The sequence below is a fragment of the Methylosinus sp. genome, from assembly GCF_036560965.1.
GTDB lineage: Bacteria > Pseudomonadota > Alphaproteobacteria > Rhizobiales > Beijerinckiaceae > Methylosinus.
The window spans coordinates 17,823-34,440 of sequence record NZ_DATBQF010000020.1; the positions used below are offsets into that span (position 1 = coordinate 17,823).

16 protein-coding genes are annotated in these 16,618 nt (G+C 65.5%); 7 read left to right on the forward strand and 9 right to left on the reverse strand.

The annotated features are described in order from the left end of the window. Position 1 precedes the first annotated feature (1 nt). Both shc and VIF40_RS06415 read right to left on the reverse strand, forming a co-directional pair. Complete coding sequence (shc, locus tag VIF40_RS06410; RefSeq protein ID WP_331936694.1) at positions 2-1,960, reverse strand: squalene--hopene cyclase; 1,959 nt, start codon at positions 1,958-1,960, stop codon at positions 2-4. 86 nt (positions 1,961-2,046) lie between these two features. Next, a complete protein-coding gene (locus tag VIF40_RS06415; protein WP_331936695.1) occupies positions 2,047-2,343 on the reverse strand; it encodes a helix-turn-helix transcriptional regulator in 297 nt (98 codons plus the stop codon). Positions 2,344-2,646: 303 nt separating this feature from the next. On the opposite strand from VIF40_RS06415, the gene VIF40_RS06420 reads away from it, so the two are divergent. From VIF40_RS06420 to VIF40_RS06430, 3 genes are all read left to right on the forward strand, one after another. Beyond that, positions 2,647-3,018: a Rieske (2Fe-2S) protein gene (locus tag VIF40_RS06420; RefSeq protein WP_331936696.1), complete on the forward strand. Its 372-nt coding sequence runs from the start codon at positions 2,647-2,649 to the stop codon at positions 3,016-3,018. Positions 3,019-3,061: 43 nt separating this feature from the next. Then, positions 3,062-3,814: a hypothetical protein gene (locus VIF40_RS06425; protein ID WP_331936697.1), complete on the forward strand. Its 753-nt coding sequence runs from the start codon at positions 3,062-3,064 to the stop codon at positions 3,812-3,814. 98 nt (positions 3,815-3,912) lie between these two features. Further along, positions 3,913-4,794, forward strand: coding sequence for an elongation factor G (locus VIF40_RS06430; RefSeq protein WP_331936698.1), 882 nt, complete (start codon positions 3,913-3,915; stop codon positions 4,792-4,794). Positions 4,795-4,851: 57 nt separating this feature from the next. Here VIF40_RS06430 and rpsD read toward each other — a convergent pair whose 3' ends face one another. From rpsD to VIF40_RS06445, 3 genes are all read right to left on the reverse strand, one after another. Then, positions 4,852-5,469, reverse strand: coding sequence for a 30S ribosomal protein S4 (rpsD, locus tag VIF40_RS06435; protein WP_331936699.1), 618 nt, complete (start codon positions 5,467-5,469; stop codon positions 4,852-4,854). 325 nt (positions 5,470-5,794) lie between these two features. Further along, complete coding sequence (locus tag VIF40_RS06440) at positions 5,795-6,166, reverse strand: hypothetical protein (protein WP_024878549.1); 372 nt, start codon at positions 6,164-6,166, stop codon at positions 5,795-5,797. A gap of 139 nt (positions 6,167-6,305) precedes the next feature. Continuing rightward, positions 6,306-7,142, reverse strand: a complete 837-nt coding sequence (locus tag VIF40_RS06445) for a hypothetical protein (protein WP_331936700.1) — start codon at positions 7,140-7,142, stop codon at positions 6,306-6,308. A 284-nt stretch (positions 7,143-7,426) separates the two neighbouring features. On the opposite strand from VIF40_RS06445, the gene VIF40_RS06450 reads away from it, so the two are divergent. Then, entirely contained in the window at positions 7,427-7,732 is a 306-nt protein-coding gene (locus tag VIF40_RS06450; protein ID WP_331936701.1) for a hypothetical protein, read from the forward strand. A gap of 9 nt (positions 7,733-7,741) precedes the next feature. Here the strand turns inward: VIF40_RS06450 and VIF40_RS06455 are convergent, their stop codons facing one another. Beyond that, positions 7,742-7,987 carry a hypothetical protein gene (locus VIF40_RS06455; RefSeq protein ID WP_331936702.1) on the reverse strand — a complete coding sequence of 82 codons (246 nt, stop codon included), beginning with the start codon at positions 7,985-7,987 and terminating at the stop codon, positions 7,742-7,744. Positions 7,988-8,206: 219 nt separating this feature from the next. Between VIF40_RS06455 and VIF40_RS06460 the strand changes: the two genes are divergently transcribed. From VIF40_RS06460 to VIF40_RS06470, 3 genes are all read left to right on the forward strand, one after another. Beyond that, positions 8,207-8,683, forward strand: coding sequence for a MarR family transcriptional regulator (locus VIF40_RS06460; protein WP_331936703.1), 477 nt, complete (start codon positions 8,207-8,209; stop codon positions 8,681-8,683). Positions 8,684-8,766: 83 nt separating this feature from the next. Continuing rightward, positions 8,767-11,955: an efflux RND transporter permease subunit gene (locus VIF40_RS06465; protein ID WP_331936704.1), complete on the forward strand. Its 3,189-nt coding sequence runs from the start codon at positions 8,767-8,769 to the stop codon at positions 11,953-11,955. Next, on the forward strand, positions 11,952-13,229 hold the full coding sequence (locus VIF40_RS06470; RefSeq protein ID WP_331936705.1) for an efflux RND transporter periplasmic adaptor subunit: 1,278 nt from the start codon (positions 11,952-11,954) through the stop codon (positions 13,227-13,229). Before VIF40_RS06465 ends, VIF40_RS06470 begins: the two co-directional genes overlap by 4 nt. Positions 13,230-13,298: 69 nt before the next feature. Here VIF40_RS06470 and VIF40_RS06475 read toward each other — a convergent pair whose 3' ends face one another. The 3 genes from VIF40_RS06475 to VIF40_RS06485 are packed head-to-tail and all read right to left on the reverse strand — an operon-like array spanning position 13,299 to position 16,610. Next, the gene (locus VIF40_RS06475) at positions 13,299-13,547 is read right to left on the reverse strand and encodes an exodeoxyribonuclease VII small subunit (RefSeq protein WP_331936706.1); all 249 of its coding nucleotides are present in this window, start codon (positions 13,545-13,547) and stop codon (positions 13,299-13,301) included. Positions 13,548-13,599: 52 nt separating this feature from the next. Continuing rightward, complete coding sequence (locus VIF40_RS06480) at positions 13,600-14,955, reverse strand: cytochrome P450 (RefSeq protein WP_331936707.1); 1,356 nt, start codon at positions 14,953-14,955, stop codon at positions 13,600-13,602. A gap of 23 nt (positions 14,956-14,978) precedes the next feature. Beyond that, positions 14,979-16,610 (reverse strand): hypothetical protein, encoded by a 1,632-nt coding sequence (locus VIF40_RS06485; RefSeq protein ID WP_331936708.1) that lies wholly within the window; start codon positions 16,608-16,610, stop codon positions 14,979-14,981. Between the last annotated feature and the right edge of the window lie 8 nt (positions 16,611-16,618).

Here is a 16,618-nt window from a genome sequence, read left to right on the forward strand (position 1 = left end):
TCTAGAGTCCGGTCTGGACAATTTTGCTGTTGCCCCTCTCGAGGTTACGATAGCGCGCGAGCGCCCAGAGCGGGAAGAATTTCGCGTAGCCGTGATAGCGCAGATAGAAGACCCGCGGGAAGCCCGTAGCGGTGAAGCGCTCCTCCTTCCACAGGCCGTCCGCGTCCTGATTGGCTTGCAGATAGGCGACGCCGCGGGCGACGGCGGGATGGCCGACCTCGCCCGCCGCCATCAGCGCGAGCACGCCCCAGGCGGTTTGCGAGGCGGTGCTCGCAGCCTTCTCATAGCCCCGATAGTCGAGCTTGTAGCTGTCGCCGTCCTCTCCCCAGCCGCCGTCGTCGTTCTGGATCGCGACGAGCCAGTCCACGGCGCGGCGCATGGCGCGATGCTCTGGCTTCAGTCCCGCCGCATTGAGCGCGCAGAGCGTCGACCAGGTTCCGTATATATAGTTCATTCCCCAGCGGCCGAACCAGCTGCCGTCCGGCTCCTGCTCGGCGAGCAGATAATCGACGCCCGTCTTCAGGCTCGGGCTCGTCTCCATCTTGTCGCCGAGCTGGGCGAGCATGGAGACGCAGCGCGCCGAGACGTCGGTCGTCGGCGGATCGAGCAGCGCGCCGTGATCGGCGAAGGGGATGTGGTTGAGATAATAATATTCATTGTCGGCGTCGAAGGCGCCCCAGCCGCCATTCTTGCTCTGCAGCCCCTCGACCCACTCGCGCGCGCGGGCGATGCGCTCGTCATAGGGGCGGTCGGAGCGTCCGCCGCAAGAGCGGTCCATGGCGGTCACGACGACGGCGGTGTCGTCCACATCCGGATAATGGGCGTTGGCGTATTGGAAGGCCCAGCCGCCGGGGCGCACATTCGGCCGCTGCACGGCCCAATCGCCCTTCACATCCAGCACCTGCAAGGGCGCGAGCCAATCGAGCCCGGCGCGCGCGCGCGCCTCCTCCTCGACGCCGCCGACCTCGAGCAGCGTGTGGCAGGCGAGCGCCGTGTCCCAGACCGGCGAGACGCAGGGCTGGCAATAGGCCTCGTCCTCCTTGATCACCAGCAGGCGCTCGATCGATTCGCGCGCGAGCCTCACCCGCTCGTCCGAGGCGGGGACGCCGAGCACCTCATACATCAGCAGGCTGTTGACCATGGCCGGGAAGATCGCGCCGAGCCCGTCGACGCCATTCAGCCGCTCGGTCACGAAGGCTTCCGCCGCATGAATCGCGCGCTGGCGCGGGCCCTTCGGAAAATAGGCTTCGGCGGCGCGCAGCAGTCTGTCGAGCGCGCCGAAGGCCGCCATGAGCGCGGGATGCTGATGCGCGCCCTTGGGCCACTCCTTCACCTCCTCCGGCGGCGTGGTGAAGATTTCGCCGATATGCACGCCGCGCCGGTTGACGGCCTTCGGCTTCAGAGCCTGCAGCACCAGCAGCGGCACCAGGACGGTGCGGCCCCAATAGGAGATCTTGTCGATATGGAAGGGAAACCATTTCGGCAGCAGCATGATCTCCACCGGCATGGCCGGCACGCCGCGCCAGGGAATCTCGCGATAGAGCGCGAGCAGCGCGCGCGTGAACACATTGCTGCGCGCCGCGCCGCCATGGGCGAGGATCGTCTCCCGCGCGCGCTTCATATGCGGCGCGTCGATGTCGTCGCCGATCATCTTCAGCGCGAAATAGGCCTTCACGCTGGCGCTCATATCGAAGCCGCCCTCGTGGAACAGAGCCCAGCCGCCATGCGCGCCCTGAATGCGGCGTAGATAGGCTGCGATCTTGCCCTCGAGCGCATGGTCGATCGGCTCGTCGCGGAAATGGCGCATCAGCACATATTCCGCCGGGATCGTGGCGTCCGCCTCCAGCTCGAAGCACCAATGGCCGTCGCCTCTGGCGAGCGCCTGCAGCGCTGTCGAAGCGCGCGCGATGCTTTCGTCGAGCGATTCCGGCGTCTCGATCGCAAGGGCGGTCGCTGTCATCTATTCGCGCTCCTTCGTTCGGGCTTTCGATCGGTCATAGCAATCCCTTCGTCTCTCTCGATTTTTCAAAGGATGAGCCGCTAGCGTCACGGACGCGCGACACGCAGCGCCGGCGCTTCCGCGCCGCTCGGCGGCCTGACGACGATCTCGACGTCCTGCCCGAGCGCGACCAGAAAACGCAGCAGCCGCTCGACCGAGAACTGACGAAAATCGCCGCGCAGCATTTTGGACACGTCCGGCTGCTTGACTCCGAGCAGGCCGGCGGCCTCGACCTGCTTCAAGCCGCGCTCCTTCATCAGCCGGCCGATCTTGCCGATGAGCTGCGCCTTGAGCGTGTTTTCCGCGCCGGAGGCGGCGGCTTCGTCCGTCTCGGGCGCTTTCATCGTTCCGGGTCCACTGACATTCGGAAGGCCTCCTCACCTTGACGCTCGCCCGCTTCGCGGGAGAGGGGCGGCCGGCGTTTCGCGAAGTCTCGATGACGCCCCGACTCTCCGCCCTCTCCCGCATAGGAGGGTTCGGGGAGGGGCGCCGCGCGCGCGACCCTGCTCGACTCGATTCGAGTTCATATGGTGATCTAACCATATCGTCAAGCGTCGGACCGGGCTGGCTCATCGCTTGCTACCAATGTCCACGGGTCCGCTCCGGGTCGCACGGAGCGCGGATGTTTGTTCGAAAGGGGTCAGCCCATGGACGATCTTTTTGTGATTTGTCGCACAGGCCACATAGAGGACGGCCAAGCCACCGGCTTCGTCTTGATGCGCGCCTATGACAACGGCGACAGCAATCCCTGGCCGATCCTGATTACCCGCAAGGGTAACAACTTCTACGGGTTCGAGAACTCCTGCCCGCATGAGCAGATGCGTCTCGACACCTCCCCAGGCAACTTTCTCGACGAGAGCGGCAATTTCCTCGAATGCGGGCAGCATCACTCCCAATTCGATCTCGACACCGGTCATTGCTTCATCGGCCCGTGCCAGGGCGGGAAGCTGACGCCGATCTCGCTCGTCGTCGACGACGGCGACCTCTGCATCACCGGCGTGTTGCTGGCGGACGAGTGACGGGACCGAGAAACTGGATACGAGAGGACAGCGAGGATAATTCATGACCGACATGGCGGAACTGCAAAAGCGCAAGCAGCCTCTCAATCTGGCGATCGTCTATTGTGATCCGGACGCCTTCATCGCCAATTATCTGGGCTGGCTGGAGATCACCACCTTCATCACCGCCCTTCGCGCCGGCGACGTGACGGTTCCCGCCGATGGCGTCACGCCCAAGCTCACCGATCAGCAGATGAAGGCCGCCGCGGCGGTCACTTATGGCGGCGATGCGCTCTTCGCCTTCTTCATGACGGCGGCGCTCAAGGGCGATAAGGCGGCCGCCGACAAGGTCGAGGCGTCGCTCATCGAGAGCTACGGCAAGGATTTTCCCGGCGCCACCGCGCTGTGGAGCTTCCGCACGCCGATGGACCCGCCGATCAGCCTCGAGGATCATGTCGGCGCCGCCGGCAAGAAGCTGCTGCTCGCCGATATTCCGCCGCCGCCGCTGCGCGCCAAGGAGAATTGGAACACCGGCATCCGCTTCTTCGAGCAGGCCCGCAAATCCAATTTCGTCCATGAGATCATGTATCCGCTGGCTCTGTGGAGCCGCGAGCGCTGGACCGACACGCTGGAGAAAGGCATCTCCTTCCTCACCCATATCGAGGATAATGTGCCCGTTCTCCGCGAGGTGCTCGAGGAAAAGCGCAATGATCAGGCATTCGTCGCCAATCTGCTGCTGAAATTGGCGCCGGCGATCGATCAGGAGCTCACCGAGGACATGGAGGGCTTCCTGCGCTCTCTGGCGCGCCGCAACTGAGCCAGCGCGAGCGCGGCGTATGTCGTCCCGTCATACGCCGCGGCTAGCCTCGTCCTTTTCCGATTCGCCGCCGGCGACGGGAGAAGTGGGAGGCCGTCATGAATAATTCGCCGCTGCTCGTCTCGGTGACGATAGCGCCCAAGCACGAACGCGATTGGGAGGAGCTCGTCGAAGCGCTCGCGCGCCTGTCCGCCGGCGCGCCGGGACTGCGTGTCTCCGATCTCGATGGGATCGGCGGCGCGCAAGCGCTGCTGGAAGCCGCGAGCGAGGAGCGGCTGCGCGAAATCGTCGCGCGCTTCCAAGAATTATCGCCCGTCGAGGCGATCATCGGGCCGCCGCGCGTCGCCTATCGCGAGCGCCTGTCGCGACGCCAGGAGATCGACTTCACCCATAAGCGGCCCGGCCAATATGCCCGCGTGAAGCTCGTTTTCGATACGGATGGCGCGGGCGGCGAGATTTTCGAAAATCGCGCGTCGGAGAAATCCATTCCGGCGGAATTCGTCGACGGCGTGGAGCGCGGCGTCGTCTCCGTCGTCGAGAGCGGCGTCCTGCTCGGTTGTCCGGTCGTGGAGCTGAAGGCGGCGCTCGTGGACGGCGCCGGCCATGGCTCCGATTCCTCCGTGCTGGCGTTCGAGATCGCGGCGCGCGCCGCGACGCGCGAGGCGCTCGCGAGAAGCAGCGAATTGCTCGAGCCGATCATGAGCGTCGAGACTGTGGCGCCCGATGATGTTGCGGAAGCGGTGATCGAGGATTTGCGCGGCCGACGCGCGGAGGCGCTGAAATCCGAGCAGGGCGATGAAAGGACGCGGATCGCGGCGACCGCGCCGCTCGCGGAATTGCTCGGCTATGGCGAGGCGCTCGGCAGCCTGACCAAAGGGCGCGCCAGCTATAATTTGCGCTTCAGCCATTATGCGCCGACGGATGACACGCCGTTCCGGCCCGCGGCAGCCGCGCGGTCCAGCGCCGCGGTGAGACAATAGCGGCAGCCTGACAATGAGGAAACGCCGGCCCGAAAGCTCCGGGCCGGCGAAGGTCGATCAGCGCGAGTAGAACTCGATGACCAGATTCGGCTCCATGTGCACCGGATAGGGCACTTCGGAGGGAAGCGGCACGCGCATGAGCTTGGCCGTCATCTTCTGATGGTCGACCTCGTAATATTCCGGCACATCGCGCTCGGCGAGGCCGACGGCCTCGAGCACGATGAGGATCTGCCTGGAGCTTTCCTTCACCTCGACGACGTCGCCGGGCTTCACCAGATAGGACGGAATGTTCACCCGGCGGCCGTTCACCTTGATGTGGCCGTGGTTGATGAACTGGCGCGAGGCGAAGACCGTCGGCACGAATTTGGCGCGATAGACCACGGCGTCGAGACGACGCTCCAGCAGGCCGATCAGATTGTCGCCCGAGTCGCCTTTGATGCGGATCGCCTCCGCATAATATTTGCGGAACTGCTTCTCGGAGATGTTGCCGTAATAGCCCTTGAGCTTCTGCTTGGCCTTGAGCTGCGTGCCGAAGTCCGAGGGCTTGCCCTTGCGGCGCTGGCCGTGCTGGCCGGGGCCGTATTCGCGACGGTTCACCGGGCTCTTCGGGCGGCCCCAGATGTTCTGTCCGAGACGGCGATCGATTTTATATTTGGCTTCGGCGCGTTTCGTCACTTGCCGGCGTCCTTTTCTGTGGCTGCCTCGCATAGCGAGGCAACGACGGGACGTCGCGCCGGCCCCTGTCGAGGCGAGCGTCGCCGAACCACGTTCCCGCGCTGCGAGGACATTGCCTCTAGCGTCAAAAGAACGCGCCCTCCTCTGCCGGAAACCGGCCGACAGGCCGTTCCAGGAACGACCACGGGTGCGGGCCGGCGAAGGTTTCCCCGCGCCGGACTGGGGGTGAATATCCGCAGCCGACGCGCAAGTCAAGAAAAAGGCCGGCGCGCGGGATGCGGGCCGGCCGGGAATGGCGAAGCGATGAACGCTCGCTCGGCGGCGCTCAGGGCCACCAGATCGGCGCGATGCCGTCGCGATAGGGCAGCACCTCGAAGCGGCGGCGGTTCGGCAGCGTCTCCTGCATGAACCAGCTGCGCTGATTGTCCTCCATCGGCTGATAGGCGAAATAGGTCGCCTCCACCATGTAGCGATTGGTCGAGCCGACCGGCACGACCGGGCCCGGATCGAGCCAGCTGCGGCGCGGAACGACGAGCGGCTGGCGCACATAGGGGATGGGGCCGGTCGCCACGACGATTCCCTCCGCGGGAATGAAATGACGATGCGCGGAGCGATGCGTTTTGGCGAGCGCCTCGCCCGCCGTCGCGAGGGCGAGAAGGCAGGCGAGTCCGGCCGACAAACTAACGAAATGACGCATCCTCATCTCCTGATTCCGATATCGACAGGATCATAACCAATCGCGTCGCCGAGCGATACCGGCGGTCGCGAATGGCGCCTCATGAAAGCTGAAAGCGGTCCGACGAAAGCGCCGAACCGCCCCTAGGTAGGCATGGCGCTCAGTGGCGCGCCGCGCGCTTTTTCGCGGCGGCCTTGGTGGGCTCGGCGTCGCTCGCGGGGGCGGCGGCGAGGCAGCCCGGCCCGTCCGTCTTGGGGAAGGCGCGAGCCAGCGCCTTATTCTCGCCGGTGGGCAGATAATAGACGCGGTCGAGCAGGCAGCCCATGACGCGGCGATCCATCGGCTTCGCCCCGACGCCGCAGGCGATGCCGGCGATCTCCATCGACAGGCTGGCGTTGACCAGCCGCACGGCGAGGCAGGAGCGCTCGCCCGCCGCCGCGGCGGCGACGCCGCCTTCACGCAGCGACAATTTGATCTCGGCGGCCTCGAAGGCGCCGGCGCGCGTCACCAGCGGCGTCGGCTGGCCGATGCGCACCACGGAGAGGCCGGCCTGGGCGGCGTGGCGCGCCACATCGAGGAAGAAATCCGAATTGCCGAGCTTCTCGCCGGCCGGCTGCAAAATATCCAGCCGCAGATAGGGCCTGCCATTGTCGAAGGCGCCGAAGGCGTGCGCCTCCTGGCGGCCGCCCGAGGGAAGCAGCGGATCGAAGGTGGATTTGGGCTCCTTGTCGATCTCGGGCGCCTCGAGCCGGAAGGCGGCGACGCGCTCGGGACGGACCAGAGGCGCGGAAGCCGGCGCGACGGCGGCCGCCGGGGCGGCGGCGCCGACAGCGACTGCGGTCGCGGCCTCCTGCGGCGCGCGGACGAAAGCGAGCGATCCCGCCAGCACCAACAGCGCCGCGACGCCCATCAGCGATGCGGCGAGATTGCCGAGCGGCCGGGCCCTCAGCGGGCCGGAGCCATAGGGGAGGTCATCGCCGGAAACCGACAAACTCATAACGCTACTCCAACCGCCCGAACTCTACGCGGGCTTCGACGACTATGATCGGGCGAACGCGCCCCGAGATCGGCCTATTTGCCCCTGAACATTGGCTTTAAGCGTAAACATTCCGTTGAACATAGTCGCGTTTTCGCTGGGTCGCGTCGCGACGGCCTCGGCGCGCCGCTCGCCGCGCGGTCGAGACAAACTTCGGACAAGAAACCTTAGGAGAGAGAAGCGGTCGGATACGACTATCCGCGCGACAGGGCGTCGCTGTCGTCCTGCAACACAGAGGAAAACGCATGAAGATTCTCGTAACGGCGGCGGTAGCGACCTTGATCTCTTTTCCGGCCTACGCCGAAAAGGTCGCCGTCGGCTGCCAATTGGTGGCGCAATACAGTGAAGATCAAGTCGGTTATCTTCTGGGCGAGGCCCGTTCGGTCATCGGCGATCAGGAAACCAATCGCATCTACGGCCATTACGTCAGCCTGCGCAGCGCCTGCCAATATGACGGCGCCGCCACCCGCGTGGTGAATCTCCCGCCGGCCTTGCGCGACCTGCTCGCTCAGAACGGCGTCGACATCCGCCGTTTCGCCCGGCGCATGTGAGCCGCCGCGTCAGTGACGGCGGCCGCGCTTGCGGGCGGCCGCGGCCCCCTGAATCTGCGCCTTGCAGGCGCGGCTGAGCCCGCTGAAATTGGCCTTGAGGCAGCTCTCCACCGCGGCGGCGTCGGGCACATAGCGCTCGCAGTATTTATAGGCGTCGTCGGTGCAGGCCGAGCGCTGGCGGGCGGTTCCGTGAGGCGCGGCCTCGGCCGACGCCGCGCAGACCAGCAAGAATGCGCATCCCAAGAGCAGCCTCATCGCCGTCCTCCCTTTCCTGCTTTCGCGCCGCGTGGCGCGAAATTGCCACAATCAAGTTAGGCGCGGCGCGCTGCGCGGCAATCGGCCGCCGCAATCATCGTAAATAGGGCTCCAAATCCGCTTCGGGGCGAGCCGGCTCGGGCGAGGGCTTGAAATCGGCGCGGCGCATCTATTTAATAAGCACACTCATCAAAAGCACCGCTATAGAAAGCGCGCCTAATGCCTTCGCCGCCGCCGACGACTTTCTGCTTCCTGCTGCATGATGCGGCGCGGCTGATGCGCAAGCGTTTCGAGCAGAATGCCCGCAAATTGGGCCTGACGCGCGCGCAGACGCAGGCCCTGGCTTATCTGTCGCGCAATGAGGGCGTCAGCCAGTGCGTCCTCGCCGAAATGCTCGATCTGGAGCCGATCACGCTCGGCCGCACGGTGGACCGGCTGCAGGCGCAGGGCTTGGTCGAGCGCCGCCCCCATGAGACCGACCGGCGCGTCTGGCTGCTGTTTTTGACCGATGCGGCCTGGCCCGTCGTCGAGGCCATCGTCCCGATCTCCGAGGCGACGCGCCAGGAGGCGCTGGCCGGCGTCAGCGACGAGGATCGGGCGACATTGATGCGTGTGCTGGAGACGGCGCGCGGCAATCTGCTCGAGACGATGATCTGTTCCGCCAAGAAGCCGAAGACGAGGAGCGCGAGCGGCTGAGCGGCCGAGCGGCGATCCGCAGGAACGAGGCGAGAGCGATGCGGACGGCGGCGCCCGCATCGCAGTGAGAGTGGAAGGCGTCCATGGAACTCGTCAAATATGCGCTCAAGTTTCGGCTGACGTTCTACGTCCTGGCCATTCTGATGACGTTCCTCGGCGGCGCCGCGATCGTCTCGACGCCCAAGGACGTGTTTCCGAACGTCGACATTCCGGTCGTGACGGTCATCTGGACCTATACCGGCCTCTCCACCGCCGAGATGGAGAGCCGCGTCACCACCTACGCCGAGCTTTCGACGAGCAACAATGTTAACGGCATTCGCAACATGGAGAGCCAGACGCTGCAAGGCGTCGCCGTGCAGAAAATCTATTTCCAGCCCGATGTGAACATAGAGCTGGCCATCGCCCAGGTGGTGTCGGCGATGAACTCCATCCGCGCGCTGATGCCGCCCGGCATCAACCCGCCGACCGTCATCCGCTATTCGGCCTCGCAAGTGCCGGTCATTCAGCTGGCGCTCTCCAGCAAGAGCCTCAATGAGCAGCAGCTCTACGACATGGGCCTCTATCGCGTCCGCCAGCAGCTGACGACGACGCCCGGCGTCACGCTGCCGACGCCCTGGGGCGGCAAGCAGCGCCAAATTATGGTCGATCTCGACACGGCGACGCTGCAGGCGCGCGGCCTGACGCCGCTCGATGTCGTCAACGCCGTCACCACCGGCAATCTGGTGGTCCCGTCGGGTCTCGTGAAAATCGGCGATCTGCAATATGTCGTGCGCCTCAATTCGACGCCCGACGCGCTGACGACGCTCAATAATATTCCGATCCGCGTGGCCGATGGCGCGCCGCTGCTGATCCGCGACGTGGCGCAAGTGCGCGACGGCAGCCCGCCGCAGCAGAATATCGTGCGCGTCGACGGCTCGCGCGCCGTGCTGCTGACCATATTGAAGAACGGCAACGCCTCGACGCTCAATGTCGTCGAGAATGTGAAGGCCGGCATCGCCAAGCTGCGCGAGGCGATCCCCAAGGACACGAATATCGCCGAATTGTTCGATCAGTCGGTCTTCGTCTCCAACGCCATATCGGACGTGCTGCACGAGGGCGTCATCGCCGCCGGCCTCACAGCGCTGATGATCCTGCTGTTCCTCGGCTCGTGGCGCTCGACGCTGATCGTCATCATCTCGATTCCGCTGTCGATCCTGACCTCGCTCGCGATCCTCAGCGCGCTCGGCCATACGATCAACATCATGACGCTCGGCGGCATGGCGCTCGCGGTCGGCATATTGGTGGATGACGCCACTGTGGCGATCGAGAACACCTATCGCCTGTTCGAGGAAGGCAAGGATTTCCGCTATGCGGTGGCGGAGGGCGCCGCCGGCATCGCCAAGCCGGCGTTGATCTCGACGCTCGCCATTTGCGCGGCCTTCGTCTCGGTGATGTTCCTCACCGACGCCGCGCGCTTTCTCTTCGTGCCGCAGGCGCTGGCCGTCGTCTTCGCCATGCTCACCTCTTATTTCCTGTCGCGAACGCTGGTGCCCATATTGATGGACCAGCTGCTCGTCCATGAGCATCACGCGACCGGCGAGCGCGAGACCGACGCGCGAGGCTCTGGATTTGCGGCGATATTGACGCGCATTCAGCTCGGCTTCGAGCGCGGCTTCGAGGCGATGCGCGGCCAATATGCGCTGCTGCTGACCGCGGTGATGCGGCATAGGGGCCGCACGCTGGCCGCCGTCGGCGGCGTCTTCGCCTTCGGGGCGTTTTTGTTCATGTCGGTCGGCGAGGATTATTATCCGCAGATCGACGCGGGCCAGATGACGTTGCATGTGCGCGGCCGCTCCGGCCTGCGCATAGAAGAGACGGAGAGGCTCTTCCAGAAAGTGGAGGGCGTCATCCGCGAGGCGATCCCGCCGCATGATCTGGCGCTGCTCATCGACAATATCGGCCTGCCGCAGATCACCTACAACTTCGCCTTCTCGGACGGCACGACGGTCGGCTACAATGACGGGCAGATCATGATCTCGCTCGCTCATGGGCATGCGCCCACGGCCGGCTATATGCGGCGGCTGCGCGAGCTGCTGCCGCAGCGCTTTCCCGATTCGATCTTCTATTTCCAGCCGGCCGACATCATCACGCAGATTCTGAACTTCGGCCTGCCCGCGCCGATCGCGGTGCGCGTCGTCGGCCGCGATGCGCCCGGCAACAAGATCATCGTGCGCAAGCTGCTCGACCGCGTCAAGCAAGTGCGCGGCGTCGTCGACGCGCATATTCATCAGATTCTCGACGCGCCGGAGTTCTTCGTCGATATCGATCGCTGGAAGGGTCAGCAGCTCGGCGTCAGCGTCCAGCAGATCGCCAACAATGTGAACATCTCGCTGAGCTCGTCCTTCCAGGTGACGCCTAATTTCTGGTCGGATCCGGTCTCCGGCATTCCCTATCAGGTGGCGGTGCAGACGCCGGAATATCGCATCGCCTCGCTCAACGCCTTCGCCAACACGCCGGTCTCCGATCTGACCGGCGGGGCCTCGGCGCAGGTCGATCTGTTGACCAATGTCGCGCAATGGACGCGCGGCGCGGAGCAGACCGTCGCCACCCATTCCAACACGCAGCCGACCTATGACGTCTACGCCAATGTTCAGGATCGCGATCTCGGCGGCGTCGAGCGCGACTTGCGCAAGGCGATCGCCGAGATCGAGCCGGAGCTGAAGCCCGGCAACTACATCGTCGTCCGCGGCCAGATCGAGAGCAAGAATCAGGCTTTCGCGCGCCTCGGCCTCGGCCTCGTCGCGTCCATGGTGTTCGTCTATCTGCTGATGGTGGTGAACTTCCAGAGCTGGGGCGATCCCTTCGTCGTCATTCTCGCTCTGCCGATCGCCTTTTGCGGCATCGTCTTCGCGCTGTTCGTCACCGGCACGACCTTCTCCATTCCGTCGCTGATGGGCGCCATCATGTCGGTCGGCGTCGCCTCGGCCAATTCCATTCTGCTCGTCACCTTCGCGCGCGAGCATCGCGAGGCGACGGGCGTCTCCGCCGAGGAAGCGGCGATCGAGGCCGGTCTGACCCGCATACGCCCCGTCATCATGACGGCGGCGGCGATGTTCGTCGGCCTGCTGCCGATGTCGCTCGCGCTCGGCGACGGCGCCGAGCAGAACGCCGCGCTGGCGCGCGCGGTGATGGGCGGCATCGCTTTCGGAACCTGCTCGACCCTGCTCTTCGTGCCCTTCCTCTATTCGATCCTGCGGCGCGCGGATGTGAAGCCTCTGAGGGATTATCTATGACCGAAATGTCGCAGCCGCAGGGACGCGGATTCGCTTCGACCGGCGTCGGCGTGCGCGAGGCGCCGCCGCCGCGTCTGAGAAAGCTGCCCTTCCTTTTTCTCCTCGCTCTGCTCGCCATCGTGCTGCTCATCGGCATGCGCCGCCATGCGGCGCGCGAGCAAGACGCGCAAAGCTTTCAGCAGGAGCAGGCCAATGCGCCGCTCAGCCTGCGCGCGACCAAGGTCACGAAAGTCGCCGGCCCCGTGCGCATAGAGCTGCCCGGCCAGACGCTCGCCTGGGAGCAGGCGCGGCTCTTCGCGCGCGCGACCGGCTATATCGCCGAGCGCCGCGTCGATATCGGCAGCAAGGTGAAGCAGGGCGATCTTCTGGTCCGCATCTCCGCGCCCGATCTCGACCAGCAATATGCGCAGGCGCAGGCGCAGCTCGCGCTCTACAAGGCGCAGCTCTTGCAGTCCAAGGCGCAGGTGGAGCAGACCAAGGCCAATCTGAACCTCGCCAAGCTGACCTTCGGCCGCAGCTCGCAGCTCGTCAAAAACAATTACGAGAGCAAGCAGAACAACGACATCAACGCCGCCAATGTCGAGACGCAGAACGCCAATCTCCAATCCGCGCAGGCCGGCGTCGAGGTGGCGATAGCCAATATCGCCGCGGCGCAGGCCAATGTCGATCGGCTGAAGCAGCTCGTCGGATTCAAGGATGTGACGGCGCCGTTCAAGGGCGTGGTGACGGCGCGCAACATAGAGGTCGGCGATCTCGTCAGCGCCGACGCCAATAGCGGCACGCCGCTGTTCTCCATGGCGCGCGACGATATTCTGCGCGTGCAGGTGTCGGTGCCGCAATCGGAGGCGGCTGGCCTCGTCGATGGGCTCGAATCCAAGGTGCAGGCGCCGGAAATGCCCGGCAAGACTTTCAAGGGGCGCGTCGCGCGCAACGCCAACTCGCTCGCCTCGGCCTCGCGCACCTTGCTCACCGAGGTGGACGTGCCCAATCCGACCGGCGAGCTGCGGCCCGGAATGTTCGTGCGCGTGGCGCTGGAAATTCCGCGTCCGCGGCCGCTGGTCAATATTCCGGCGCCGTCGATTCTCTTCGGCGCCGACGGGCCGCGCGTCGTGGTGATCGACAAGGACGATGTCGTGCGCGTCGCCAAGATCGCCATCGCCCGCGATTTCGGCGCCAATGTCGATGTGGAGCAGGGGCTTTCCGGCGACGAGACGATCGCGCTCGATCCGCCCGTCGACATTCGCGACGGCCGCAAGGTGTCGATCCGCAAGTGAGGCCGGCTCGGCGAGCCTGCGAGGCGCGCGGTCAGGCGGGAGCGCGGAAAAAGCCCGAAGGGCGGCCCGTCACTCGACGTCGAGCGGCGCGGCTCCCTTGGGCGCGCCATCGGCGCCGAGCGTGATCTTCTCGATGCGGGCCTCGGCCTCGCGCAGCAGCGCGTCGCAGCGTTTCTTCAGCGCCTCGCCGCGCTCATAGAGCTTCACCGAATCATCGAGCGAGACGCTGGCTTTCTCGAGCTTGCCGACGATCTCCTCGAGCTCCTGGATCGCCTTTTCGAAGGGCAGCGCGTCTATATCGGAATTGGCGTCGGACAATGGGTTTCCCTTCGGCTCGAGGCGGCGCCGCCGGGAGAGCTGCGGCGGGGGCTCAGTCGCTCTCTACCACGAAATGCTGCGGGAAGGGCGTGCCGCCGCCGTCGATTTGGCCGGCCGAGCCCGCCGCGCGGCGCAAATTCGGCCGCGCCAGCACGGGGCGCAGAATGGCCGGAATCACCGCGCGGTTGATATAGGCGCCAAAGCAGGTGTGCAGGCCATAGCCCCATAAAATATACTCGCCCCAGGGGCGGTCGACGCGGAACTCGTTCGGCTTCTCGATCTTCAGGGGATCGAACATGGCCGAGAGATTGGCGGCCAGCACCATGGCCCCCTCCGGTATCTTGCGCGCGCGGAGGGTGTTGGCGGCGATCACCGTCGTGCGATTGGCGCGGCGATAGATGACCGGATTGACCGGGTTGAAGCGCAGCGCCTCGAAGAGATAGGCGCCGAGCAGCGCCTCGTCGCCCGCCTGCGCCGCGGCCTGCGCGCCGGCCAGCGCCTCGGGCCGGTCGAGCAATTGGTCGAGCGCCTGAACCGAGGCTTTGGAAATGGTCGGGATCGCGCCGATGACGAGGCCGATGAGATTATTGCGAATGGCGAGATCGTCGAATTCCGGCGCGCCTTTCTGCAGCTCCAGCGCGCGGCCGATTACATCGTCCTTCGTCTCGCCGCTGGCCTTGCGCGCGACGATGGCCGCGTCGATGGCGGCGCGCAGATCGGCGGCGGCCATCAGCGCTCTGGTCTCGATCGCCGGATCGCCCTTCAGATCGACGAACAGCCACCAGAACAGATTGGTCGCCCATTGGATGGCGTCCGTCTCGGCCTGCGCCGACACGCCGAAATAATCGGAGACGATCGCGGCCGGAACGCGCAGCGTCAGCTCCTGCGGCACGTCGATGCGCGTCGGAAAGGCGCTCGCATAGGCCTCGGCGCGGGCGCGGGCGAGCGGCGTCACCACCGCCTCGACGTCGTCGCGGCGCATGGCGAGCTTCATCAGCGAGGTGTCGTGCTGATATTGCGCCGTATTCTGCATGCCGAGGAAGAAATTGGGGCCGCTGGTGATGGCGCGCATCTTCGGCTCGTAGACGACCGCGAAATCCTCCTCGCGGTCGAGCACCTCGATCACATCGCTGGCGCGCAGGACGAAGGCGGTGCCATTGTTCTCGTAGCTGGTGATCAGCTGCTTGCCGATCACGAAATTCGGCAGCACGGCGCGGAACACGGCGGATATTTTGATCAGCGAGCTCGGCAGCGTGAGCGCCCCGACCAGACGCTCCTTCAGCGTTCCCTTGCCGGTGGCGAGCGCGCGCGCCGTCACCGCGATCAGCGAGAAGAAGGCGACGACCGCGTCGATGAGCGTCAGCGCATAGGCGCGCGCAGCGGCGAAGAAATTCTTCAACAAGGTCATCGTCTTCTATCCTGCTCCCGGGCTCAGGTCGGATCGACCGTGCCCATGCCGATCATGCGCAGAGCAGTGAGGCTCGGCACGAAGAAATAGTCGCCGCCGCGCGTCTCCACGAATTGCGGCAGACCCTCGGCGATGTAAGGCGGCTTGCCCGACGCCGGGTCGGACGGCACCACGAATTTCGCCTTCGGCCCATTGCGATCGCGCGCATAATCGTCCGGCGTGTCGGCGCCCTGTGAATGATTGCCGACGATGGGGCATGTGTCATTGCCGGCGTGCGCGTCGACGCCGTAATGAATCCATTGCTGCTGGACGAATTCGAACTGGCGCGCCAGGCTCGAGCAGACGACGAGCATGACGATGCCATGCTCGTCCGCGTCGGTCGTGTCGGGGCCGGAGGAGCCATAGGGCAGGCCGCGACGCAGGATGCGGCGGCGATTGTTGAGCACAGAGCCCGCCGCCTGCTTTGGCTGGCCGGCGGCGACCCAGGGGTCGAGCGCGTCGCGCGTGTTCACGCGGCGCGTATGCGAGGTCATCGGGCAGGCGCCGCCGTCGGGATCGTCACGATAGGTGAAGTCGACGAGCTCGCGCTCGCGCGCGGCCGAGCCTTCCGGATATTGCTCGTTGAACGCCTGCCAGGCGGCGAAATCCTTCGCCTTGACCAGCGGCACGCCGTCCGACCAGCGGCCGGCCATTTTGGCGACCAGAGTCTCGCGCGCCACGCTCACATCGGCGATGCCGCGTACGGTGGCGAATTTCTCGGCCTGATCGTCGATGAACTTGCGCCAGGAGGCGACATTCTCGTGCAATTTGCGATAGGCCAAGAACGTGCCGTTGCGGCTGAAGGAGAGCGGCATGGCGGAGCCGGGAATCTCCTGCGCCTCGTCCGGATAGCCGAGCAGAAACTCGCCCGCCGCCAGCGCGCGCCAAACGCCATTGCCGTCGACCGCGCCCTGGCCGATCGACGCCGCCTGCTCCTTGTCGGCCGCATATTGCCCCTCGAACACCGGATCGCTGATGCCGTCGGAGAAGCCGAAATGCTCCTTCGGCGTCGGCCGCCCCTGCGCGTCGAACAAAGCGGTGAGGTCCTGATAGAGCGGTTGGCTCGGGTCGTCCGGCGGATTATGGCCGCCGACGACGCTCACATGATGTTGCGCGGCGAGAGCGACGATCGACTCGGTCACGGCGTCGAGATCCGCGGGAGTCGCCGTATAATGCTGATTGAGGACGATGAGGATATGGACCGCGGTCTCCGGCGTCGCCGGCTGCCAGACCTTGTCCCATTTCGACTGCCATTTCGGGCCGGAGAAATCGTCGCCGAGCATGCGCGCGCGCTTGGCCATGCCGTCGATGAATTCGTCCGGCAGGCCGCGCAGCGTGCGCGTCGGCACGCCGAGCGCGAGCAGGCCATAGAAGGTGAAGGCGATATTGACCGTGATCGCCGGCGGCTCGGCCGCGTCGCCGGAGCCTTTGCTGTCCAGCGCCGAGGTGACGCGCGGAAGCAGCTCCGTCACGAAATGGCGGCCATTGGCGGCGGGAGTCCTGCGCTCGTCGCCGCCGATGGTCAGCAGCACGGTGCGGCCCTTGAAATAGCCCTGCTTGGGATAGGCTTCCAGAATATTGCCTTGAATATCCGCGAGGTCGAGAACGACTGACATTTTCCGCC